Below are 19708 nucleotides of genomic sequence, written 5' to 3'. Positions count from 1 at the left end.
GACTCAGAGTCCGTGAAGGTTCCCCTCACGGACCGGCCCGGGACAAGACTGGAAGGTCTCCATGGATCACCACGTCACTCCGGCCGCCACTGGATCGTCCGGTGTGGACAGTGCGGCGCTCGTGCTGCGGCTGATACTGCTGCTGGCGACGGCATTCCTCGCCGGTACCGGGATTCTGCGCCCACTTGTCGGTCCGCTGCCGCGCAAGCTGTGGGTCACCACCGGGGTGCTTGGCGCCGGGTCGGCGGTGCTGGCCGCGGTGTCGGCGGCGACGGTCGACGTCAACCTCGTCGCGTTGATCGTCCACGTCGTGCTCGCGCTGGCGGTCCCGGTACTGCTGCGCTGGCCCTCGGCCGGCCGTTGGGCTTCGCTCGCGCTGGTCGTGCTCGTGGTGCTGGAAACCTCTGTCGACGGCACGGGCATCTCCTTCGCCATCGACACCGTGTACGTCGCCGCGGCCGCGCTGTGGTTCGGCGTGACGCTGCTGTCGGCGTGTGTGCCGGTAGAGCAGTGGCGGTCGACACCGTTGCGTGTCGGGCCGCTGTCGGTCAGCCTCGCCGGTCTGTTGACACTCGCGGGCGTCGTGCAACTCGGCGTCTCCGGGGTCGCCTTCGACCGACGGCTGTACGAAACGCTCTTCGGCGTCTCGTTGATCGTGGTGGTCCTGCTTCCGGCAGCGGTCACCGTGGTATCGGCGATCCTGTTGTCTCGCAACGCTTCTATTCGCGGCTACCGCTACGGCGTCGCCGGGGTCGCGCTCGGTTTCGTCGCGTGGAGTGCGCTTGCCGCGGTGCCGCAACCAGCGCCGTTGCCCGTGCCCGGCGTACCGGTGCTGGCGGACGCGACAGTCGGCGGCGCGACCGTGCCGGTGCTGGTCAGTCCGCACCGGCCAGGGCGCAACCTCGTGCACTTTCCGGCCAGCGCGGGCACGGAGCTGTCCGCGGGCGTCGAGGGCGGGATCGTGACCACCGCGGCGGCTCGGGCCGGTGCGGAAGGCAGCTGGGCTGAGGTCGAGCTGCCACCGGGACGCAGCACTCTCGTGGTGCGCAAGGGCGACGCGACCACGACGGTCGACGTCGACGCGGGCACCGAAGCGGGCCCGGCGGTGTCGGACGCTGACGCGCCGGAATGCGCGGAAGCCGCGCTCGGCGGTCTCGTGGCGCAGAAACGCGACGTGCTCACGAGCTGCCCCTCAGCCGCGCTGTCGCCGGAGGACCGCGGTTCGCTGGTGAAGCTGGTCGAGTTCCTCGCCTCGCGGAAGCCGTCGGCGATCACGCTGGTCGAGGACAAGTCGCCGCGTGGCGTCCAAGCGGCGCAGCTCGTCCGCGAAACCGCCGCGCGCGCCGGTCTGCCGGTGCGCCCGGATGCGGCAGCGGACACCGCGCTGGTGGTCGTCTCCGGCTGGAGCGACGGGTACCTCGCGATGAGCCGCGCCGCCGAATCGCAGCGGCTCAAGCCGACCCACCAGTTCGGCCTGTACCTCGCGCCGTGGCTGCTCAACGGACCCATCGTCAACACCGTGGCCAGCGCGGCCATGCCGCTGCGCTTCGACCCGCGCGACCAGCTCGCGGTGAGCTACGCGGTGGCCGTCGGCAACAGCTTCGGCGGGGAAAGCCCGTCGCTAGGCGGTTTCCGGACCTGGCTCGGTCCACAGTGGACAGCGGTGAACGGCGAGGTGCAGCTGTTCGCGGCCGCGCAGGTCAACGCGATGCCGATGTACCCGAACGAACCGCACGCGCCCGGCATGCAGGCCGCGCGCGACTACGCCGGGCAGTGGATCCCCGACGGAACCATCGTCCCGATCAGCGGCGCGCTCCGCTGACCACAGTTCCCCGAAGAAAGGAAAACCCCTGATGAAACGCATTGCCGCCCGGATCCTGCTGCCGCTCGCCGCGGCCGGGGCGTTCGCCGGATTCGCCGGGGGAGCGGCCAGCGCCGCCACCCCCGGCACGTTCGCCGCCGGCCAGCCCGCCGCTGGCTTGCCGTCCCTGCCGACCGGCGGGTTGCCGTCGCTCCCGACCGGCGGGCTGCCCTCGCTGCCCGGCGGCCTGCCGACCCCGAACCTGCCCGGCGTCCCCGGAGCACCGACCGGCGGCGGCCCGTCGGTCTGGGTCGTCCCCGGCCTCGACGCGGGCAGCCTCCTCGGCCCGACCACCCAGGCTCCGGCGCAGCTCCTCGCGCCGGTGTTCAACCTCGTCACCGCCGTTTCCTGAGCACTGAAGGAGAAACCCGTGAAGAAGACTGTCGTCCGAGCTATCGCCGCCACCGCGCTCGCCGGAGCCGCCGTGCTTGGCGCCGCCGCGCCCGCGCTGGCCGCCACGCAGGACCAGCCCGGCGTCACCGTCGTCGACGAGCCGGACACGTCGAACCTGAACAACATCTGGACGTTCGCGCCGCTCGGCGTGCCGGTGCTGGGCCTGATCCAGTCGCTGAACGGCGTCCCCGGCCGGATCCTGCCCGGCTGACCCCGACTCCGCCGGTGGTTCCCCTCGTCCCCGGGAACCACCGGCGGTCTCCTGGAAAGAAGAAACATGGACAGACAGCTGATCGGCCGGCTCGGGATCGCGGGAATCGCCGTAGCCGCCGTCGCCGCGGTGGTAGTGATCCTCGGCACTGGCGACGACCCCGCGCCCGCTCCAGCCGCCGTGGCCGCGCCAGTGACCTCGGTGCCGCAGCGCGCCCCGGACCGCACCGTCACCCGTACGCTGGCCCCGACGACCTCCACCGCCCCGGCCGCGCCCGCTCCGTCCAGCTGGCAGATCACCTACGAACTCGGCGGCTCCGGCACCGCCACCGTGGTTTACGACGACAACGGCCTCGGCCTGGTGCATCAGGAACTGTCCGTGCCGCTGCCCTGGCGCAAGACCCTGACCTGGCCGAAGACCGCCGTCGCGCCGACCGTGCAGCTGATGGGCCAGTCAAGCGGCCCGGTCGAATGCCGGGTGTCGGTGAACGGCGTGCTCGCGCGGTCCGCGAAAGCCACTGACGGGGAGGTCGCCAGCTGCGCGGGACGGCTCAGCTGAGGTCCTTGGAGAACCAGTGCTCGGCGTACTGGTCGTCGTTGAACGCCTCGACCTCCGCGTAGCCCATCGACGCGTACAGCGCGCGGGCCTCGACCAGGTCATCCCGGGTGTCGAGCCGCATCCGGGCCGCGCCCAGCCGCTTCGCCGCCTCTTCGGCCGCCGCGACGATCAGCTTGCCGCCGCCGTGCCCGCGATGCTCCGGGCGCACGTACACCTTCGTCAGCACGCTCAGCCCCGGCTCCACCAGCCGGACCCCGACACAACCGGCCGGTTTCCCGTCGCGATAGGCCAGCAGGAACGCGCCGGTCGGCGCGACCAGGCCGTCGCTCGGCTCGTCGGCCAGCGCCTCGTCCACCTCGGCGGGCGTGGCCGGGCGGCCGTAATACCGCGACGCCAGCTCGTCCATGTACTCGCGCAGGATCGCCGTCGCGTCGGGGTGTTCGGCCGGGGTTTCGGTGATTTTCCAGTCCACGTCCCTCATCTTGGGGAGCCCGTCCACCGAATTCCCCGGCAGGTACCGTGCAGAACGGCAGGGGAACCGAACGAGGAGGCGACATGGACGGCAGCGAGAACGTCGACCAGCCGGGGGACAAGAAGACCGGCGGCAGCCATGCCGCGCCGGAGGGGGCTGGAGTGCACCCGCTGATCGATCTGTCGCGCGACCCCAACCCGGGCAAGCCCGACCACGCGAAGCCGGACGAGGACTGACCCTCGGCCCGGCCCGGCGGGCGCGCTCCGCCGGGCCGGGTTCCGCTGCTCCGTCCCGATGAGGCGATCGTCACCCCGGGACGTGGTCCATTGTGGAACATCCGGCGGCTCTTCTCCTTGCCGCCGAAGAAATTCTCTCGCGTTCTTAACGCCGGTCGAGTCTCGTCGGCCGTGCCTGGGCCCTGGCGCGCGGTCCAGACGTCCGTGAGGGGAACCCTGAAGGAATCAGATTCCCTCAGGGCGGCCCTCGCAGACCTGCGCAACCGGTCAGGTGGGTATCAATCGGGCATTTCGGTTGCTCTGGCGTCCTTTGTGGACAGGTGGCTGGCGTGGGGTCGCGCAGCTGAGGCGCCTCGCGGGCGGCTGCGGGAGCGAGGCCGCGCGGGACCGTCTCGTCTCAGCCGCTGCCGGTCCATCCGTTGGTCGCCGCGTCCCGGCAGGCGGACCGAGAGCGCTCTGACCGCGGGAACCTCGCCGGGAATAGCGTCCCGGAGGCAGGCGTTCCCTCTCCCGGGAAGTCCCGCGCGGCACCGTCCCAACGCCCCGATCTGGGGTTACGATGACCGGTCGGCGACCGTAGCGACCCCCCGCCCGGACCGCTCCGCGAGTGGACGGGTATCTTTGGAGACCGTGCCCGGCAGGCGTCGGGCCGCTCCGCGTGCCGTTGGGCATGAGCGGGGTGCTTTTGCACCCGGTTCACCGGCCTCGCCACGTGGGGTTCCGACGGAAAATCCCTCCGGGAAGTTACCGGTCGCGAGACCGTGACGCGGGCCGACACGCCCGACCGCGGGGACCGGTGAAGACACGAAGAAGCAAGATCACGACAGGAAGCTGGTCCATTGCCCACGATCCAGCAGCTGGTCCGCAAGGGCCGCCAGGACAAGGCTGCCAAGCAGAAGACCGCGGCCCTCAAGGGGAGCCCGCAGCGTCGTGGCGTGTGCACCCGCGTGTACACCACGACCCCGAAGAAGCCGAACTCGGCCCTGCGCAAGGTTGCTCGTGTGAAGCTGACCAGCGGCATCGAGGTCACCGCGTACATCCCGGGCGAAGGCCACAACCTGCAGGAGCACTCCATGGTGCTCGTGCGCGGTGGCCGGGTTAAGGACCTGCCGGGTGTTCGCTACAAGATCATCCGCGGTTCGCTCGACACCCAGGGTGTGAAGAACCGTAAGCAGGCGCGCAGCCGGTACGGCGCGAAGAAGGAGAAGAGCTAATGCCTCGCAAGGGTCCGGCACCGAAGCGGCCGCTGATCTCCGACCCCGTCTACGCCTCCCCGCTGGTCACCCAGCTGGTGAACAAGGTGCTGAAGGACGGCAAGCGGTCCCTGGCCGAGCGCATTGTCTACGGCGCTCTCGAAGGCGCTCGCGAGAAGACCGGCACCGACCCGGTCGTCACGCTGAAGCGCGCGCTCGACAACGTGAAGCCCACCATCGAGGTGAAGAGCCGCCGCGTCGGTGGCGCCACCTACCAGGTGCCGATCGAGGTCAAGCCCGGCCGCTCCACCACGCTGGCGCTGCGCTGGCTGGTCTCCTTCTCGCAGCAGCGCCGCGAGAAGACGATGATCGAGCGCCTGCAGAACGAGCTGCTCGACGCGAGCAACGGCCTTGGCGCCAGCGTCAAGCGCCGCGAAGACACGCACAAGATGGCCGAGTCGAACAAGGCCTTCGCGCACTACCGCTGGTGATGACAGCCCGGCTGCCGATAGAAGCCATGCCGGGCCCCACGTTCGAGACAGGGGAACATTCTCGTGGCACGTGAAGTGCTGACCGACCTCAACAAGGTCCGCAACATCGGCATCATGGCGCACATCGACGCCGGTAAGACCACCACCACCGAGCGGATCCTGTTCTACACCGGGATCAACTACAAGCTCGGCGAAGTCCACGACGGCGCCGCCACGATGGACTGGATGGAGGAGGAGCAGAAGCGGGGTATCACCATCACCTCGGCTGCCACCACCACCTTCTGGAACGACTACCAGATCAACCTGATCGACACCCCCGGGCACGTCGACTTCACCGTCGAGGTGGAGCGCAACCTGCGGGTGCTCGACGGCGCGGTCGCGGTCTTCGACGGCAAGGAAGGCGTCGAGCCGCAGTCCGAGCAGGTCTGGCGGCAGGCGGACAAGTACGACGTCCCGCGCATCTGCTTCGTCAACAAGATGGACAAGCTGGGCGCGGACTTCTACTACACCCTGCAGACCATCACGGACCGTCTCGGCGTCCGGCCGCTGGCCATCCAGCTGCCGATCGGCGCGGAGAACGACTTCGAGGGCGTCATCGACCTGGTCCGGATGAAGGCCCTGGTCTGGCGTGGCGAGGTCCAGAAGGGCGACGACTACGCCGTCGAGGACATCCCGGCCGAGCTGGCCGACCGCGCCGCCGAGTACCGCGAGAAGCTGGTCGAGGCCGTCGCCGAGACCGACGACGCGCTGATGGAGAAGTTCCTCGAGGGCGAGGAGCTGACCCAGGACGAGATCAAGGGCGGCATCCGCCACCTGGTCGTCACCCGCGAGGCGTTCCCGGTCCTGGCCGGCTCCGCGTTCAAGAACAAGGGCGTGCAGCCGATGCTGGACGCGGTCATCGACTACCTGCCGTCGCCGCTCGAGGTGCCGCCGGTCGAGGGCCTGCTTCCGGACGGCGAGACCCCGGTCACCCGCCACGCGACGACCGAGGAGCCGTTCTCGGCTCTGGCGTTCAAGATCGCCGCGCACCCGTTCTTCGGCAAGCTGACCTACATCCGGGTCTACTCGGGCAAGGTCGCCTCCGGCGCCCAGGTCGTCAACGCGACCAAGGAGCGCAAGGAGCGCATCGGGAAGATCTTCCAGATGCACTCCAACAAGGAGAACCCGGTCGACGAGGCCCTGGCCGGCCACATCTACGCGGTCATCGGCCTGAAGGACACCACGACCGGGGACACCCTGGCCGACGCGCAGAACCCGGTCGTCCTCGAGTCGATGACCTTCCCGGACCCGGTTATCCGGGTGGCCATCGAGCCGAAGACCAAGGCCGACCAGGAGAAGCTGTCCCTGGCGATCCAGAAGCTCGCCGAGGAGGACCCGACTTTCCAGGTCCAGCTCGACGAGGAGACCGGTCAGACGATCATCGCCGGCATGGGCGAGCTCCACCTCGAGGTGCTCGTCAACCGGATGAAGTCCGACTACAAGGTCGAGGCGAACATCGGCAAGCCGCAGGTCGCCTACCGCGAGACCATCAAGAAGACGGTGGACAAGCTCGACTACGTCCACAAGAAGCAGACCGGTGGTTCCGGCCAGTTCGCGAAGGTCATCGTGAAGCTGGAGCCGCTCGAGCGCACCGACGGTGCTCTCTACGAGTTCGACAACAAGGTGACCGGTGGCCGCGTGCCGCGGGAGTACATCCCGTCGGTCGACGCGGGCGCGCAGGACGCGATGCAGTACGGCGTCCTGGCCGGCTACCCGCTCGTCGGGTTGAAGTTCACCCTGTTGGATGGCGCGTACCACGAGGTCGACTCTTCCGAAATGGCCTTCAAGATCGCCGGCTCCATGGCGATGAAGGAAGCCGCCCGGAAGGCCGGCCCGGTCATCCTCGAGCCGATGATGGCCGTCGAGGTCACGACTCCCGAGGACTACATGGGTGACGTGATCGGCGACCTCAACTCCCGCCGTGGCCAGATCCAGGCCATGGAGGAGCGCGCCGGTACCCGTGTCGTGAAGGCACTGGTCCCGCTGTCGGAGATGTTCGGCTACGTCGGCGACCTGCGGTCCCGTACCCAGGGCCGGGCGAACTACTCCATGGTGTTCGACTCCTACGCCGAGGTTCCCGCGAACGTCGCGAAGGAAATCATCGCGAAGGCGACGGGGGAGTAATCCCCTCCGCTCGCGGGCATTAAGGGACTCTCCTGAACGTCCGCAGCAACGACGAAGGAACATTCGCGGGGCGGCAGCCACGCTGCCCCGCGAGCACAAAGCAAATCCAGTCCAGGAGGACATTCCAGTGGCGAAGGCGAAGTTCGAGCGGAGCAAGCCGCACGTCAACATCGGCACCATCGGTCACGTCGACCACGGCAAGACCACGCTGACCGCGGCGATCACCAAGGTTCTGCACGACGCGTACCCGGAGCTGAACGAAGCCCGTGCGTTCGACCAGATCGACAACGCGCCGGAAGAGAAGCAGCGCGGTATTACGATCAACATCTCGCACGTCGAGTACCAGACCGAGAAGCGTCACTACGCGCACGTGGACGCCCCCGGTCACGCTGACTACATCAAGAACATGATCACCGGTGCCGCGCAGATGGACGGCGCGATCCTGGTGGTCGCGGCCACCGACGGCCCGATGCCGCAGACCCGCGAGCACGTGCTGCTGGCCCGCCAGGTCGGCGTGCCCTACATCGTCGTGGCGCTGAACAAGGCCGACATGGTCGACGACGAGGAAATCCTCGAGCTGGTCGAGCTGGAGGTCCGCGAGCTGCTGTCCTCGCAGGAGTTCCCGGGCGACGACGCGCCGGTCGTGCGCGTTTCCGGCCTCAAGGCCCTCGAGGGCGACCAGAAGTGGGCCGACGCCGTGCTCGAGCTGATGCACGCCGTCGACGACAACGTGCCGGACCCGGTGCGCGAGCTCGAGAAGCCCTTCCTGATGCCGATCGAGGACGTCTTCACGATCACCGGCCGCGGCACCGTCGTGACCGGTCGCGTGGAGCGCGGCCAGGTCAACGTCAACGAAGAGGTCGAGATCGTGGGTATCCGCGAGAAGTCGACCAAGACCACCGTCACCGGTGTCGAGATGTTCCGCAAGCTGCTCGACTCGGGCCAGGCGGGCGACAACGTCGGCCTCCTGCTGCGCGGCATCAAGCGCGAGGACGTCGAGCGCGGCCAGGTCGTCGTGAAGCCGGGCACCACCACCCCGCACACCGAGTTCGAGGGCCGGGTCTACATCCTGTCCAAGGACGAGGGCGGACGGCACACCCCGTTCTTCAACAACTACCGCCCGCAGTTCTACTTCCGCACCACGGACGTGACCGGCGTCGTGACGCTGCCCGAGGGCACCGAGATGGTCATGCCGGGCGACAACACGGACATCAGCGTCGTGCTGATCCAGCCGGTCGCCATGGACGAGGGTCTGCGCTTCGCCATCCGCGAGGGTGGCCGGACCGTCGGCGCGGGCCAGGTTACCAAGATCAACAAGTGACGTCGGCGCCCTGAATTCGGGTCAATACACCCCCGAGTTCAGGGCGTCAACTCACGTGTGCGACACTATTCAGGTTGCTCGTCCTGGGGCGGCCGAATCCTTATCGGTTTTCAATCGACTGGGTTCCGGCCGCCCTGGTATGAGCGGCCACGGTCCGTGGAGCTGTTCCTTCGGGTGAGGCTAGCGGGCAAAGGCCAGTAGGGACGACCCCGCGTCGGCCCGCGGCCTCCTCACGTAGAGGAAGACCAGGCAAGACGACGATCCTTAGGGATCCGTCTGTGCGGCGGGCGCGACACGCCCGACCGCGTGGACCGGGGACAGGGCCGTTGAACTGCTGAAACCCGGGCTCCGGCCCAGGTTGACGAGACAAAGCGGCACGAGACGACAAGGAACGCAGCCACCATGGCGGGACAGAAGATCCGCATCCGGCTCAAGGCCTACGACCACGAGGCGATCGACACCTCGGCGCGCAAGATCGTGGAAACGGTCACGCGCACCGGCGCCCGTGTTGTCGGGCCGGTGCCGCTGCCTACCGAGAAGAACGTTTACTGCGTCATCCGCTCGCCGCACAAGTACAAGGACTCGCGCGAGCACTTCGAGATGCGCACGCACAAGCGTCTGATCGACATCCTCGACCCGACGCCGAAGACGGTGGACGCGCTCATGCGCATCGACCTCCCGGCGAGCGTCGACGTCAACATCCAGTAAGCGTTGGGCGAGCGGCGGAGATAAGAACTCATGTCTGACAGGCAAATGAAGGGCATCCTGGGCACCAAGCTCGGCATGACCCAGGTCTTCGACGAGCAGAACCGGGTCGTCCCGGTCACTGTCGTCAAGGCCGGTCCGAACGTGGTGACCCAGGTCCGGACCACCGACAAAGACGGCTACGCGGCCGTGCAGCTGGCGTTCGGCGCGGTCGACCCGCGCCGGGTGAACAAGCCGCGCACCGGCCACTTCGACAAGGCAGGCGTGACCCCGCGCCGGCACCTCGCCGAGCTGCGCACCACCGACGCCGAGACCTACGAGGTCGGCCAGGAGATCACCGCCGAGGTGTTCGAGGCCGGGACCTCGGTCGACGTGACCGGTACCAGCAAGGGCAAGGGCTACGCCGGTGTCATGAAGCGCCACGGCTTCAAGGGCCAGGGCGCGAGCCACGGTGCGCAGGCCGTGCACCGCAAGCCGGGTTCCATCGGCGGCTGCGCCACGCCGGGCCGCGTGTTCAAGGGCCTGCGGATGGCGGGCCGGATGGGTAGCGACCGGGTCACCACGCAGGGCCTGACCGTGCACGCCGTGCGCGCCGAGGACGGCCTGCTGCTGATCAAGGGCGCGGTGCCCGGTCCCAAGGGCGGCCTGCTGTTCGTGCGCAGCGCCGCGAAGGGTGGAAACTGACGATGACGAGCGTCGAGCTGAAGACTCCGGCCGGTAAAGCCGACGGCACCGTCGAGCTCCCCGGGGAGATCTTCGACGTGCAGGCCAACGTCGCGCTGATGCACCAGGTCGTGGTGGGCCAGCTGGCCGCCGCGCGCCAGGGCACGCACGACACGAAGACCCGCGGTGAGGTCTCCGGTGGCGGCAAGAAGCCGTACCGGCAGAAGGGCACCGGTCGCGCCCGCCAGGGTTCGACCCGCGCGCCGCAGTTCGCCGGCGGTGGCGTCGTGCACGGCCCCACGCCGCGCGACTACACCCAGCGCACCCCGAAGAAGATGAAGGCCGCCGCTCTGCGTGGCGCCCTCTCGGACCGGGCTCGTGCGGGGCAGCTGCACGTCCTGACGGAACTGGTCACCGGCGAGAAGCCGTCGACCAAGACCGCCAAGACGGCGATCGCCGCCGCGACCCAGGCCAAGCGCGTTCTCGTGGTCCTGCACCGCGACGAGGAGCTCGCCTGGGTGTCCGCGCGGAACCTGCCGTACGTGCACCTGATCTGGGCTGACCAGCTCAACACCTACGACGTCCTGGTCAACGACGACGTCGTGTTCACCAAGGCCGCCTACGACGCGTTCGTGGCAGGTCCCGTCCGCGGGAAGGTCGTCAAGGCCCTCGCGCGTTCGAGCGAGGTTTCGGAAGGGAGTGACGAGAAGTGAGCTCGGTCGCCATTCCGGACCCCCGCGACATCCTGCTCGCGCCGGTGATCTCCGAGAAGTCCTACGGGCTGCTCGAGGACCACAAGTACACGTTCATCGTCCGTCCGGACGCCAACAAGACCCAGATCAAGATCGCGGTCGAGAAGGTGTTCGGCGTGAAGGTCGTCAGCGTCAACACGGCCAACCGCCAGGGCAAGCGGAAGCGGACTCGTACCGGCTTCGGCAAGCGCAAGGACACCAAGCGCGCCATCGTGACTCTTTCGCCTGAGAGCAAGGCGATCGAGATCTTCGGCGGACCCACCGCGTAAAGGACTGAGCTGACAATGGGCATCCGCAAGTACAAGCCGACGACCCCGGGTCGTCGCGGTTCGAGCGTCTCGGACTTCGCCGAGATCACCCGGTCCACGCCGGAGAAGTCGCTGCTGCGCCCGCTGAGCAAGACCGGCGGCCGCAACGCTTCGGGCAAGATCACCACCCGGCACAAGGGCGGTGGCCACAAGCGCGCCTACCGCGTGATCGACTTCCGTCGCCACGACAAGGACGGCGTGCCGGCCAAGGTCGCGCACATCGAGTACGACCCCAACCGCACCGCGCGCATCGCGCTGCTGCACTACGCCGACGGCGAGAAGCGCTACATCATCGCGCCGGAGAAGCTGAAGCAGGGCGACACGGTTGAGAACGGCCCCCGCGCCGACATCAAGCCGGGCAACAACCTGCCGCTGCGCAACATCCCGGTCGGCACCGTGATCCACGCGATCGAGCTCCGCCCCGGCGGCGGCGCGAAGATGGCCCGGTCCGCCGGCGCCCGCGTGCAGCTCGTCGCCAAGGACGGTCCTTACGCCCAGCTGCGTCTCCCCTCGGGCGAGATCCGCAACGTGGACGTGCGCAACCGCGCGACCGTCGGCGAGGTCGGCAACTCGGAGCACTCGAACATCAACTGGGGCAAGGCGGGCCGCAACCGCTGGCGCGGCAAGCGCCCGACTGTCCGTGGTGTCGTGATGAACCCGGTCGACCACCCGCACGGCGGTGGTGAGGGCAAGACGTCCGGTGGTCGCCACCCGGTGAACCCGAACGGCAAGCCCGAAGGCCGTACTCGCAAGAGCAAGCCGTCCGACAAATTGATCGTCCGCCGCCGGCGCACCGGCAAGAAGCGCTGAGCAGGGAGGTAGAAGCACATGCCACGCAGCCTTAAGAAGGGCCCGTTCGTGGACGACCACCTGCTCAAGAAGGTGGACGCTCTCAACGAATCGGGCAAGAAGACCGTGATCAAGACCTGGTCGCGGCGCTCCACGATCATCCCGGACTTCCTGGGACACACGATCGCGGTGCACGACGGCCGCAAGCACGTCCCGGTGTTCGTCACCGAGGCGATGGTGGGTCACAAGCTGGGCGAGTTCGCCCCGACGCGGACCTTCAAGGGCCACATCAAGGACGACCGCAAGTCGCGCCGCCGCTGAGCGGGCCAGAGAAAGTTAAGGGAAGCAGATGAACGCCCAGTCAAACGCCACGGCCGCAGCCGAAGAGCTGCCCTCGGCCGTCGCGCGGGCTCGTTTCGTCCGGGACTCGCCGATGAAGGTGCGCCGGGTGATCGAGCTCGTCAAGGGTCGTAGCGTCAGCGAGGCCTTGGCCGTGCTCCGGTTCGCGCCGCAGGCGGCCAGCACGCCGCTCGCGAAGGTCATCGCCAGCGCGGCGGCCAACGCCGAGAACAACCTCCAGCTGGACCCGGAGTCGCTCTGGATCAAGTCCGCGACCGCCGACGAGGGCCCGACCCTCAAGCGCATCCGTCCGCGTGCCCAGGGCCGTGCGTACCGGATCCGCAAGCGCACCAGCCACATCACCGTGGTGGTCGAGTCGCGGCCTGCGGAGAAGAAGAGCAACAAGAAGGCAGGTGGCCGGTAGTGGGCCAGAAGATCAACCCGCACGGCTTCCGCCTGGGTATCACCACTGACTGGAAGTCGCGCTGGTACGCCGACAAGCAGTACGCGGAGTACGTGGCCGAGGACGTCAAGATCCGCAAGCTGCTCTCCACCGGCATGGAGCGCGCCGGCATCTCCAAGGTCGAGATCGAGCGCACCCGTGACCGTGTCCGCGTCGACATCCACACCGCCCGGCCGGGCATCGTCATCGGCCGCCGCGGCGCGGAGGCCGACCGGATCCGCGGCGCGCTGGAGAAGCTGACCAAGAAGCAGGTCCAGCTGAACATCCTCGAGGTGAAGAACCCCGAGGCCGACGCGCAGCTGGTCGCACAGGGTGTCGCGGAGCAGCTGAGCAACCGCGTGGCGTTCCGCCGCGCGATGCGCAAGGCGATCCAGACCTCCATGCGCTCGCCGCAGGTCAAGGGCATCCGCGTGCAGTGCGGCGGCCGTCTCGGCGGTGCCGAGATGTCCCGTTCCGAGCACTACCGCGACGGCCGGGTCCCGCTGCACACGCTGCGCGCTGACATCGACTACGGCTTCTTCGAGGCCAAGACGACGTTCGGCCGCATCGGCGTGAAGGTGTGGATCTACAAGGGCGAGCTGGTCGGCGGCCTGAAGGCGCGCGCCGAGCGTGACGCCGCCGCGTCGGCCGCGGACCGCGCGCCGCGCCGCGACCGCGGCGACCGGCCGTCCCGCCCGCGCCGTTCCGGCGCGTCGGGCACGACCGCGACGTCGACCGAAGCCGGTCGGGCCGCCGCCCGAGAGGCAGACACCGGTGCCGCTGCTGCCGCGAAGAGCGGCGCGACTGAAGCGGCTCCGGCCGCCGAGACCGCAGAAAAGACGGAGGGCTGAGACGTGCTCATCCCGCGCAGGGTCAAGCACCGCAAGCAGCACTCCCCGAAGCGCCACGGCGCCGCCAAGGGCGGTACCAAGGTCAACTTCGGCGAGTACGGCATCCAGGCGCTTGAGCACAGCTACGTGACGAACCGGCAGATCGAGTCCGCTCGTATCGCCATGACCCGTCACATCAAGCGTGGCGGCAAGGTGTGGACCACGATCTACCCGGACCGCCCGCTGACCAAGAAGCCGGCGGAAACCCGCATGGGTTCCGGTAAGGGTTCGCCCGAGTGGTGGATCGCCAACGTGAAGCCGGGTCGCGTGATGTTCGAGATCAGCTTCCCGAACGAGGAGACCGCCCGCGAGGCGCTCCGCCGCGCGATCCACAAGCTGCCCATGAAGTGCCGCATCGTGACCCGGGAAGGTGAGTTCTGATGGCTAACGGAGCCGCACAGGCATCCGAGCTGCGTGAGCTCACCGCCGAAGAGCTCGTGCTGCGTCTGAAGGAGTACAAGGAGGAGCTGTTCAACCTCCGCTTCCAGATGGCGACCGGGCAGCTGGACAACAACCGTCGGCTGCGCACCGTCCGCACGGACATCGCGCGGATCTACACGGTCATGCGCGAGCGCGAGCTCGGCCTGTCCGTGGCGCCCGACGCCGAAAGTGAAGGTGCCGCATGAGCGAGGCTGCCACCGAGAAGACCGTCCGGAACTACCGCAAGGTCCGCGAGGGTTACGTCGTCTCGGACAAGATGGACAAGACGATCGTGGTCGAGCTCGAGGACCGCAAGAAGCACCCGCGCTACTCGAAGGTTCTCCGCAGCACCACCAAGGTCAAGGTGCACGACGAGAACAACGAGGCGGGCGTGGGCGACCGGGTCACCCTGATGGAGACCCGGCCGCTGTCGGCGACCAAGCGCTGGCGTCTGGTGCAGGTCGTGGAGAAGGCCAAGTAAGCAGGGCTCTTCAGGGAGTCCTTGGTTCCGCAAGGCTCGCGAGAGCGAGAACCAGCGCGACATACAGGAGTTGACGTGATCCAGCAGGAGTCGCGGCTTCGGGTTGCCGACAACACGGGCGCGAAGGAGATCCTTTGCATCCGCGTTCTCGGCGGGTCCGGGCGGCGCTACGCCGGCATCGGCGACATCATCGTCGCCACCGTGAAGGACGCCATCCCGGCCGCCGGGGTGAAGAAGGGCGATGTCGTCAAGGCCGTCATCGTCCGCACGGTCAAGGAGCGCCGTCGTCCGGACGGTTCCTACATCCGGTTCGACGAGAACGCCGCCGTGCTCATCAAGAACGACAACGAGCCCCGGGGCACCCGCATCTTCGGCCCGGTGGGCCGCGAGCTGCGCGACCGAAAGTTCATGAAGATCATTTCGCTCGCGCCGGAGGTGCTGTGATGAAGGTGAAGAAGGGCGACACGGTCGTCGTTATCGCCGGCAAGGACAAGGGCGCCAAGGGCAAGGTCATCCAGGCCTACCCGGACCGCGAGCGCGTTCTGGTCGAGGGTGTCAACCGGATCAAGAAGCACACCCGGATCACCCAGACCCAGCGCGGCGCGCAGTCCGGCGGCATCGTGACGCAGGAAGCGCCCATCCACGTCTCGAACGTGATGGTCGTGGACTCGGACGGCAAGCCGACCCGGGTGGGCTACCGCATCGGCGAGGACGGCAAGAAGGTCCGGGTCTCGCGCCGGAACGGCAAGGACATCTGACATGACCACCGCAGAGAAGATCGTGCCGCGTCTGAAGACCCGGTACCGCGAAGAGATCAAGGGCGAACTCCAGAAGGAGTTCTCCATCCCCAACGTGCACCAGATTCCCGGCGTCGTGAAGATCGTCGTGAACATGGGTGTCGGGGACGCCGCCCGGGACAGCAAGCTGATCGACGGCGCGGTCCGCGACCTCGCCCTGATCACCGGGCAGAAGCCGGAAATCCGCAAGGCCCGCAAGTCCATCGCGCAGTTCAAGCTGCGCGAGGGCCAGCCGATCGGCGCGCGCGTCACGCTGCGCGGCGACCGGATGTGGGAGTTCCTCGACCGGCTGCTGACCATCGCGCTGCCCCGTATCCGTGACTTCCGCGGCCTTTCGCCCAAGCAGTTCGACGGCAACGGCAACTACACGTTCGGTCTCAACGAGCAGTCGATGTTCCACGAGATCAACCCGGACGACATCGACCGCCCGCGCGGCATGGACGTCACCGTCGTCACGACCGCCACCACCGACGACGAGGGCCGGGCGCTGCTGCGCAAGCTCGGTTTCCCGTTCAAGGAGAACTGAGCCGATGGCCAAGAAAGCGCTAGTCAGCAAGGCTTCGAAGAAGCCGAAGTTCGCGGTGCGCGCCTACACCCGGTGCAACCGGTGCGGGCGTCCGCACTCGGTGTACCGCAAGTTCGGCCTGTGCCGGATCTGCCTCCGGGAGATGGCGCACGCGGGCGAACTGCCCGGTGTCCACAAGTCCAGCTGGTAAGGCTCGAAACTCTATTCCCAGTTCGCCACAGGCCCCGCCGCCCCGGCCGGAGACCTCTCCGGCCGGGCGAGGCGGGGAACCAGGCGAGAAAGGTTGACAGGTCACCATGACGATGACCGACCCGATCGCAGACTTCTTGACCCGTCTGCGCAACGCGAACTCGGCGTACCACGACGAGGTCGTGCTTCCGCACTCGAAGATCAAGGCGAACATCGCCGAGATCCTCAAGCGCGAGGGCTACATCGCGAGCTACCGCGACGAGCCGGGCGAGAAGCACAAGAACCTCATCGTCGAGCTGAAGTACGGCCCCAACCGCGAGCGGAGCATCGCCGGCCTTCGCCGCGTCTCCAAGCCGGGTCTGCGGGTCTACGCAAAATCGACCGAACTGCCGTCCGTGCTGGGTGGCCTCGGCGTCGCGATCATCTCGACGTCCGGCGGCCTGCAGACCGACCGGCAGGCCAAGCGCAACAACGTGGGCGGCGAAGTCCTCGCCTACGTCTGGTAAGGAAGGGGGCACAGACATGTCACGCATCGGAAAGCTGCCGGTCGCCGTCCCCTCCGGGGTCGAGGTGACCATCGACGGCCAGCACGTCAAGGTCAAGGGGCCGAAGGGCACCCTGGAGCACACCGTCGCCGAGCCGATCATCGTCGAGCGCGGCGAGGACGGCACGCTTCTGGTGAAGCGTCCGGACGACGAGCGCACGAGCCGGGCTCTGCACGGTCTTACCCGCACGCTGGTGAACAACCTCGTGGTGGGCGTGACCGCGGGCTACGAGAAGAAGCTCGAAATTCACGGCGTCGGTTACCGCGTGCAGGCCAAGGGCTCGGACCTCGAGTTCGCCCTCGGCTACAGCCACCCGGTCAAGATCGAGGCTCCGGAAGGCATCACCTTCAAGGTGGAGTCGCCCACCCGGTTCTCGGTCTCCGGCATCGACAAGCAGAAGGTCGGCCAGACCGCCGCGGTCATCCGCAAGCTGCGCCGCCCGGACCCGTACAAGGGCAAGGGCCTGCGCTACGAGGGTGAGAAGATCCGCCGCAAGGTCGGAAAGACGGGTAAGTGATGAGCGACACGACTACCACGAAGCGCAAGCCGGTCGGCAAGGACATCTCGACCCGCCGCCGCGTCGCCAAGACCCGTCGGCACTTCCGTCTCCGCAAGAAGATCAGCGGCACGCCGGTGCGTCCGCGCATGGTCGTCAAGCGGTCCTCGCGGCACATCACCGTGCAGGTGATCGACGACCTCGCCGGTCACACGCTGGCGTCGGCGTCCACCCTCGAAACCGACCTCCGGTCGTTCGAGGGCGACAAGAAGGCCAAGGCGGCGAAGGTCGGCGAACTGGTCGCTTCGCGCGCCAAGGACGCCGGCATCGAAGCCGTGGTGTTCGACCGTGGCGGCAACGCCTACCACGGCCGCATCGCCGCGCTTGCCGACGCCGCCCGCGAGGCGGGGTTGAAGTTCTGATGCACATGCTCGTGAATGGAAGGAAAGCCTGATGCCGGGACGTACACGGCAATTCGGCGGCGGCCAGGGCGGACCGGGTCAGGGCGGCAACGACCGCGGTGACCGTCGGGACCGTCGCGACCGGCGCGACGGCGGCCGTGGCGGGGCGGCCCAGGACAAGACCCCGCACCTTGAGAAGGTCGTGACGATCAACCGCGTCGCCAAGGTCGTCAAGGGCGGTCGTCGCTTCAGCTTCACCGCCCTGGTGGTCGTCGGCGACGGCGACGGTCAGGTCGGCGTCGGCTACGGCAAGGCCAAGGAAGTTCCCGCGGCCATCGCCAAGGGCGTCGAGGAAGCGAAGAAGAACTTCTTCCGCGTTCCGCGCGTCGCCGGCACCATTCCGCACCCGATCCAGGGTGAGGAAGCCGCCGGTGTCGTGCTGCTCCGTCCCGCCTCCGCCGGTACCGGTGTCATCGCCGGTGGCCCGGTGCGCGCGGTGCTGGAGTGCGCGGGCGTCCACGACGTGCTGTCGAAGTCGCTCGGCTCCGACAACGCCATCAACATCGTGCACGCGACCGTGGCGGCCCTGAAGGGGCTGCAGCGTCCGGAGGAGGTGGCCGCTCGCCGCGGTCTGCCGCTCGAGGACGTCGCCCCGGCCCGGATGCTGCGCCAGCGTGCCGGCCAGGGGGTCTGACATGGCTCAGCTCAAGGTCACTCAGGTCAAGAGCAAGATCGGCACGAAGCACGCTCACCGCGAGTCGCTGCGCACCCTCGGGCTGCGCAAGATCCGCCAGAGCGTCGTGCGTGAGGACACCCCCCAGGTGCGCGGCCTGATCCACACCGTCCGCCACCTGGTGGAGGTCGAGGAGGTCCAGGCATGACCGCCATCAAGATCCACCACCTTCGTCCGGCTCCTGGCGCCAAGCGCGACAAGATCCGCGTCGGCCGTGGTGAGGGTTCGAAGGGCAAGACGGCGGGTCGCGGCACGAAGGGCACCAAGGCCCGGAAGAACGTGCCCGCCGGGTTCGAGGGTGGGCAGATGCCCATCCACATGCGGCTGCCGAAGCTGCGTGGGTTCAAGAACCGGTTCCGCACCGAGTACCAGCCGGTGAACGTGGGCGACATCGCCCGGGTGTTCGCCGACGGTGGCAAGGTCGGTCCGGAGGAGTTGGCCGCTAACGGGCTTGTTCGCAAGGGCAAGCTTGTGAAGGTTCTCGGGAACGGGGACCTGAACGGGGTCAAGCTTGAGCTGACCGCGCACGCTTTCTCTGGCTCCGCCAAGGAGAAGATCGAGGCTGCTGGTGGTTCGGCCACCGTTAGCTGATCTGCGTTTGCGTTGATACGGGCTCGTCCGGTTTCTTACCGGGCGGGCCCGTTTCGTTTGGGGCTCGTCGCCTGGCGGCGACATTGCTGTGGTGATTGGCGGTGGGCACCCCGAAGCCTGAGTGTGCTGACGGTTCGGGGGTGTTTGTCAAGGCGGGAAAGATGCCTTGACAAACACCCCCGAACTGCAGGGAGGCTTCGTATCGGGGTGCGGGGGAGGGGCTGGGTGCACCGCTGGGTTGGGTGCATCGGCTGCGGGTCGCGGTGGGGAGTAGCGCCCCAATGTGGCATTGGGTGCATGCCGGCGGGCGGGGTTCGGTCCGTGAAGGACTCCTTGAGGGAATCTAAGTCCGTGAAGGGGCTCCTCACGGACGGGCGGGGTCGCCGAGGGTCGTGAGGGGAACCCTGGGGGAATCAGGGGCTGTGAAGGTTCCCCTCACGGACTTGGCAGCGGCCGTTTTCCGTGCTGTTGCGCCAAAGCCCGCCGAATGGTGCGGGCCGAACAGGTGATCATCTGTGCTCCGAGCGGCCCTACCTGCGGCTCTTCCGTGCCGTGCGGTCTCGCACTGAGACGTAAAACGCACACGCGCTGCGGGCGGCCCATGCGAAGCTGTTAGAGTCGGCGGCACGCTTCCGGGCCTGTTTGCCCTGAAGCGTTCCTGGCTTGCCAGTGAGTCAGACATCCCGCCGGTCTCGTACCGGCCAAGCCGATCGTCGGTTGGGACGACCGACGACGCCGAGGA

Annotated in this window: 31 protein-coding genes; 30 read left to right on the top strand and 1 reads right to left on the bottom strand. The window is 68.1% G+C overall.

Going from position 1 to position 19708, the window contains the following annotated elements; translation table 11 throughout:
- Positions 1–61: 61 nt before the first annotated feature.
- The 4 genes from ACFSVL_RS05530 to ACFSVL_RS05515 all read left to right on the top strand — a co-directional run bounded on the left by ACFSVL_RS05530 (position 62) and on the right by ACFSVL_RS05515 (position 3023).
- The gene (locus ACFSVL_RS05530) at positions 62–1822 is read left to right on the top strand and encodes a hypothetical protein (RefSeq protein ID WP_378301039.1); all 1761 of its coding nucleotides are present in this window, start codon (positions 62–64) and stop codon (positions 1820–1822) included.
- Between the two features lie 31 nt (positions 1823–1853).
- A complete protein-coding gene (locus ACFSVL_RS05525; RefSeq protein WP_378301037.1) occupies positions 1854–2213 on the top strand; it encodes a hypothetical protein in 360 nt (119 codons plus the stop codon).
- 18 nt (positions 2214–2231) lie between these two features.
- A complete protein-coding gene (locus ACFSVL_RS05520; RefSeq protein ID WP_378301035.1) occupies positions 2232–2465 on the top strand; it encodes a hypothetical protein in 234 nt (77 codons plus the stop codon).
- Between the two features lie 66 nt (positions 2466–2531).
- Positions 2532–3023 carry an MmpS family transport accessory protein gene (locus tag ACFSVL_RS05515; protein WP_378301033.1) on the top strand — a complete coding sequence of 164 codons (492 nt, stop codon included), beginning with the start codon at positions 2532–2534 and terminating at the stop codon, positions 3021–3023.
- Here ACFSVL_RS05515 and ACFSVL_RS05510 read toward each other — a convergent pair.
- Positions 3016–3495 (bottom strand): GNAT family N-acetyltransferase, encoded by a 480-nt coding sequence (locus tag ACFSVL_RS05510; RefSeq protein ID WP_378301031.1) that lies wholly within the window; start codon positions 3493–3495, stop codon positions 3016–3018. The genes ACFSVL_RS05515 and ACFSVL_RS05510 overlap by 8 nt on opposite strands.
- An 83-nt stretch (positions 3496–3578) precedes the next feature.
- Here ACFSVL_RS05510 and ACFSVL_RS05505 point away from each other — a divergent pair, with 83 nt between their 5' ends.
- The 26 genes from ACFSVL_RS05505 to rplO all read left to right on the top strand — a co-directional run bounded on the left by ACFSVL_RS05505 (position 3579) and on the right by rplO (position 18966).
- Positions 3579–3731, top strand: coding sequence for a hypothetical protein (locus tag ACFSVL_RS05505; protein WP_101436018.1), 153 nt, complete (start codon positions 3579–3581; stop codon positions 3729–3731).
- Positions 3732–4570: 839 nt separating this feature from the next.
- A complete protein-coding gene (gene rpsL / locus ACFSVL_RS05500; protein ID WP_003102113.1) occupies positions 4571–4945 on the top strand; it encodes a 30S ribosomal protein S12 in 375 nt (124 codons plus the stop codon).
- Positions 4945–5415, top strand: coding sequence for a 30S ribosomal protein S7 (gene rpsG, locus ACFSVL_RS05495; RefSeq protein WP_009072291.1), 471 nt, complete (start codon positions 4945–4947; stop codon positions 5413–5415). Before rpsL ends, rpsG begins: the two co-directional genes overlap by 1 nt.
- A gap of 63 nt (positions 5416–5478) precedes the next feature.
- The gene (gene fusA / locus ACFSVL_RS05490; RefSeq protein ID WP_344270144.1) at positions 5479–7578 is read left to right on the top strand and encodes an elongation factor G; all 2100 of its coding nucleotides are present in this window, start codon (positions 5479–5481) and stop codon (positions 7576–7578) included.
- A gap of 127 nt (positions 7579–7705) precedes the next feature.
- Entirely contained in the window at positions 7706–8899 is a 1194-nt protein-coding gene (gene tuf, locus ACFSVL_RS05485; RefSeq protein ID WP_037816270.1) for an elongation factor Tu, read from the top strand.
- Positions 8900–9301: 402 nt separating this feature from the next.
- Entirely contained in the window at positions 9302–9607 is a 306-nt protein-coding gene (gene rpsJ / locus ACFSVL_RS05480; RefSeq protein ID WP_003102098.1) for a 30S ribosomal protein S10, read from the top strand.
- 30 nt (positions 9608–9637) lie between these two features.
- Positions 9638–10288, top strand: a complete 651-nt coding sequence (gene rplC, locus ACFSVL_RS05475) for a 50S ribosomal protein L3 (RefSeq protein WP_378301028.1) — start codon at positions 9638–9640, stop codon at positions 10286–10288.
- A gap of 2 nt (positions 10289–10290) precedes the next feature.
- Positions 10291–10980, top strand: a complete 690-nt coding sequence (gene rplD / locus ACFSVL_RS05470) for a 50S ribosomal protein L4 (protein ID WP_378301026.1) — start codon at positions 10291–10293, stop codon at positions 10978–10980.
- Positions 10977–11288 (top strand): 50S ribosomal protein L23, encoded by a 312-nt coding sequence (gene rplW, locus ACFSVL_RS05465; protein WP_009072304.1) that lies wholly within the window; start codon positions 10977–10979, stop codon positions 11286–11288. The genes rplD and rplW overlap by 4 nt, the downstream gene beginning before the upstream one ends.
- Positions 11289–11303: 15 nt before the next feature.
- Positions 11304–12137, top strand: a complete 834-nt coding sequence (gene rplB, locus ACFSVL_RS05460; protein WP_037816266.1) for a 50S ribosomal protein L2 — start codon at positions 11304–11306, stop codon at positions 12135–12137.
- Positions 12138–12155: 18 nt separating this feature from the next.
- Positions 12156–12437 (top strand): 30S ribosomal protein S19, encoded by a 282-nt coding sequence (rpsS, locus tag ACFSVL_RS05455; RefSeq protein WP_003102083.1) that lies wholly within the window; start codon positions 12156–12158, stop codon positions 12435–12437.
- Between the two features lie 28 nt (positions 12438–12465).
- Positions 12466–12879 (top strand): 50S ribosomal protein L22, encoded by a 414-nt coding sequence (gene rplV, locus ACFSVL_RS05450; protein WP_378301024.1) that lies wholly within the window; start codon positions 12466–12468, stop codon positions 12877–12879.
- Complete coding sequence (gene rpsC / locus ACFSVL_RS05445; protein ID WP_378301022.1) at positions 12879–13748, top strand: 30S ribosomal protein S3; 870 nt, start codon at positions 12879–12881, stop codon at positions 13746–13748. The genes rplV and rpsC overlap by 1 nt, the downstream gene beginning before the upstream one ends.
- A gap of 3 nt (positions 13749–13751) precedes the next feature.
- Entirely contained in the window at positions 13752–14168 is a 417-nt protein-coding gene (gene rplP / locus ACFSVL_RS05440; RefSeq protein WP_009072313.1) for a 50S ribosomal protein L16, read from the top strand.
- A complete protein-coding gene (gene rpmC / locus ACFSVL_RS05435) occupies positions 14168–14413 on the top strand; it encodes a 50S ribosomal protein L29 (protein ID WP_009072314.1) in 246 nt (81 codons plus the stop codon). The genes rplP and rpmC overlap by 1 nt, the downstream gene beginning before the upstream one ends.
- The gene (gene rpsQ / locus ACFSVL_RS05430) at positions 14410–14688 is read left to right on the top strand and encodes a 30S ribosomal protein S17 (RefSeq protein ID WP_067583685.1); all 279 of its coding nucleotides are present in this window, start codon (positions 14410–14412) and stop codon (positions 14686–14688) included. Before rpmC ends, rpsQ begins: the two co-directional genes overlap by 4 nt.
- A gap of 75 nt (positions 14689–14763) precedes the next feature.
- Entirely contained in the window at positions 14764–15132 is a 369-nt protein-coding gene (gene rplN, locus ACFSVL_RS05425) for a 50S ribosomal protein L14 (RefSeq protein WP_004558867.1), read from the top strand.
- Positions 15132–15446: a 50S ribosomal protein L24 gene (rplX, locus tag ACFSVL_RS05420; RefSeq protein WP_009072317.1), complete on the top strand. Its 315-nt coding sequence runs from the start codon at positions 15132–15134 to the stop codon at positions 15444–15446. Before rplN ends, rplX begins: the two co-directional genes overlap by 1 nt.
- A 1-nt stretch (position 15447) precedes the next feature.
- On the top strand, positions 15448–16011 hold the full coding sequence (gene rplE, locus ACFSVL_RS05415) for a 50S ribosomal protein L5 (RefSeq protein ID WP_037816262.1): 564 nt from the start codon (positions 15448–15450) through the stop codon (positions 16009–16011).
- 4 nt (positions 16012–16015) lie between these two features.
- Positions 16016–16201, top strand: coding sequence for a type Z 30S ribosomal protein S14 (locus ACFSVL_RS05410; RefSeq protein ID WP_020662790.1), 186 nt, complete (start codon positions 16016–16018; stop codon positions 16199–16201).
- Positions 16202–16307: 106 nt separating this feature from the next.
- Positions 16308–16706 (top strand): 30S ribosomal protein S8, encoded by a 399-nt coding sequence (gene rpsH, locus ACFSVL_RS05405; RefSeq protein WP_116204586.1) that lies wholly within the window; start codon positions 16308–16310, stop codon positions 16704–16706.
- Between the two features lie 16 nt (positions 16707–16722).
- On the top strand, positions 16723–17262 hold the full coding sequence (gene rplF, locus ACFSVL_RS05400) for a 50S ribosomal protein L6 (RefSeq protein WP_378301018.1): 540 nt from the start codon (positions 16723–16725) through the stop codon (positions 17260–17262).
- Entirely contained in the window at positions 17262–17663 is a 402-nt protein-coding gene (gene rplR, locus ACFSVL_RS05395) for a 50S ribosomal protein L18 (protein ID WP_116204588.1), read from the top strand. The genes rplF and rplR overlap by 1 nt, the downstream gene beginning before the upstream one ends.
- Before the next feature lie 31 nt (positions 17664–17694).
- A complete protein-coding gene (gene rpsE / locus ACFSVL_RS05390) occupies positions 17695–18336 on the top strand; it encodes a 30S ribosomal protein S5 (protein WP_009072328.1) in 642 nt (213 codons plus the stop codon).
- A gap of 1 nt (position 18337) precedes the next feature.
- On the top strand, positions 18338–18523 hold the full coding sequence (gene rpmD / locus ACFSVL_RS05385) for a 50S ribosomal protein L30 (protein WP_004558875.1): 186 nt from the start codon (positions 18338–18340) through the stop codon (positions 18521–18523).
- The gene (gene rplO / locus ACFSVL_RS05380) at positions 18520–18966 is read left to right on the top strand and encodes a 50S ribosomal protein L15 (RefSeq protein ID WP_009072329.1); all 447 of its coding nucleotides are present in this window, start codon (positions 18520–18522) and stop codon (positions 18964–18966) included. Before rpmD ends, rplO begins: the two co-directional genes overlap by 4 nt.
- The last annotated feature ends 742 nt before the right edge of the window (positions 18967–19708 follow it).

The sequence above is a fragment of the Amycolatopsis silviterrae genome (assembly GCF_042684085.1).
GTDB classification, from domain to species: domain Bacteria; phylum Actinomycetota; class Actinomycetes; order Mycobacteriales; family Pseudonocardiaceae; genus Amycolatopsis; species Amycolatopsis silviterrae.
Note: the sequence above shows the minus strand (reverse complement) of the source record. Positions and strands in the feature narration are given on the sequence as shown.

Coding starts and splice junctions, on each gene's coding strand:
- ACFSVL_RS05530 (WP_378301039.1), top strand. CDS start 62: ATGGATCACCACGTCACTCCGGCCGCCACTGGATCGTCCGGTGTGGAC.
- rpsS (WP_003102083.1), top strand. CDS start 12,156: ATGCCACGCAGCCTTAAGAAGGGCCCGTTCGTGGACGACCACCTGCTC.
- ACFSVL_RS05515 (WP_378301033.1), top strand. CDS start 2,532: ATGGACAGACAGCTGATCGGCCGGCTCGGGATCGCGGGAATCGCCGTA.
- rplV (WP_378301024.1), top strand. CDS start 12,466: ATGAACGCCCAGTCAAACGCCACGGCCGCAGCCGAAGAGCTGCCCTCG.
- rplX (WP_009072317.1), top strand. CDS start 15,132: ATGAAGGTGAAGAAGGGCGACACGGTCGTCGTTATCGCCGGCAAGGAC.
- rpmC (WP_009072314.1), top strand. CDS start 14,168: ATGGCTAACGGAGCCGCACAGGCATCCGAGCTGCGTGAGCTCACCGCC.
- rplR (WP_116204588.1), top strand. CDS start 17,262: ATGAGCGACACGACTACCACGAAGCGCAAGCCGGTCGGCAAGGACATC.
- ACFSVL_RS05410 (WP_020662790.1), top strand. CDS start 16,016: ATGGCCAAGAAAGCGCTAGTCAGCAAGGCTTCGAAGAAGCCGAAGTTC.
- rpsH (WP_116204586.1), top strand. CDS start 16,308: ATGACGATGACCGACCCGATCGCAGACTTCTTGACCCGTCTGCGCAAC.
- rpsQ (WP_067583685.1), top strand. CDS start 14,410: ATGAGCGAGGCTGCCACCGAGAAGACCGTCCGGAACTACCGCAAGGTC.
- rplD (WP_378301026.1), top strand. CDS start 10,291: ATGACGAGCGTCGAGCTGAAGACTCCGGCCGGTAAAGCCGACGGCACC.
- rplF (WP_378301018.1), top strand. CDS start 16,723: ATGTCACGCATCGGAAAGCTGCCGGTCGCCGTCCCCTCCGGGGTCGAG.
- rplO (WP_009072329.1), top strand. CDS start 18,520: ATGACCGCCATCAAGATCCACCACCTTCGTCCGGCTCCTGGCGCCAAG.
- rpmD (WP_004558875.1), top strand. CDS start 18,338: ATGGCTCAGCTCAAGGTCACTCAGGTCAAGAGCAAGATCGGCACGAAG.
- rpsE (WP_009072328.1), top strand. CDS start 17,695: ATGCCGGGACGTACACGGCAATTCGGCGGCGGCCAGGGCGGACCGGGT.
- rpsJ (WP_003102098.1), top strand. CDS start 9,302: ATGGCGGGACAGAAGATCCGCATCCGGCTCAAGGCCTACGACCACGAG.
- rplE (WP_037816262.1), top strand. CDS start 15,448: ATGACCACCGCAGAGAAGATCGTGCCGCGTCTGAAGACCCGGTACCGC.
- rpsG (WP_009072291.1), top strand. CDS start 4,945: ATGCCTCGCAAGGGTCCGGCACCGAAGCGGCCGCTGATCTCCGACCCC.
- rplB (WP_037816266.1), top strand. CDS start 11,304: ATGGGCATCCGCAAGTACAAGCCGACGACCCCGGGTCGTCGCGGTTCG.
- rplC (WP_378301028.1), top strand. CDS start 9,638: ATGTCTGACAGGCAAATGAAGGGCATCCTGGGCACCAAGCTCGGCATG.
- ACFSVL_RS05525 (WP_378301037.1), top strand. CDS start 1,854: ATGAAACGCATTGCCGCCCGGATCCTGCTGCCGCTCGCCGCGGCCGGG.
- ACFSVL_RS05505 (WP_101436018.1), top strand. CDS start 3,579: ATGGACGGCAGCGAGAACGTCGACCAGCCGGGGGACAAGAAGACCGGC.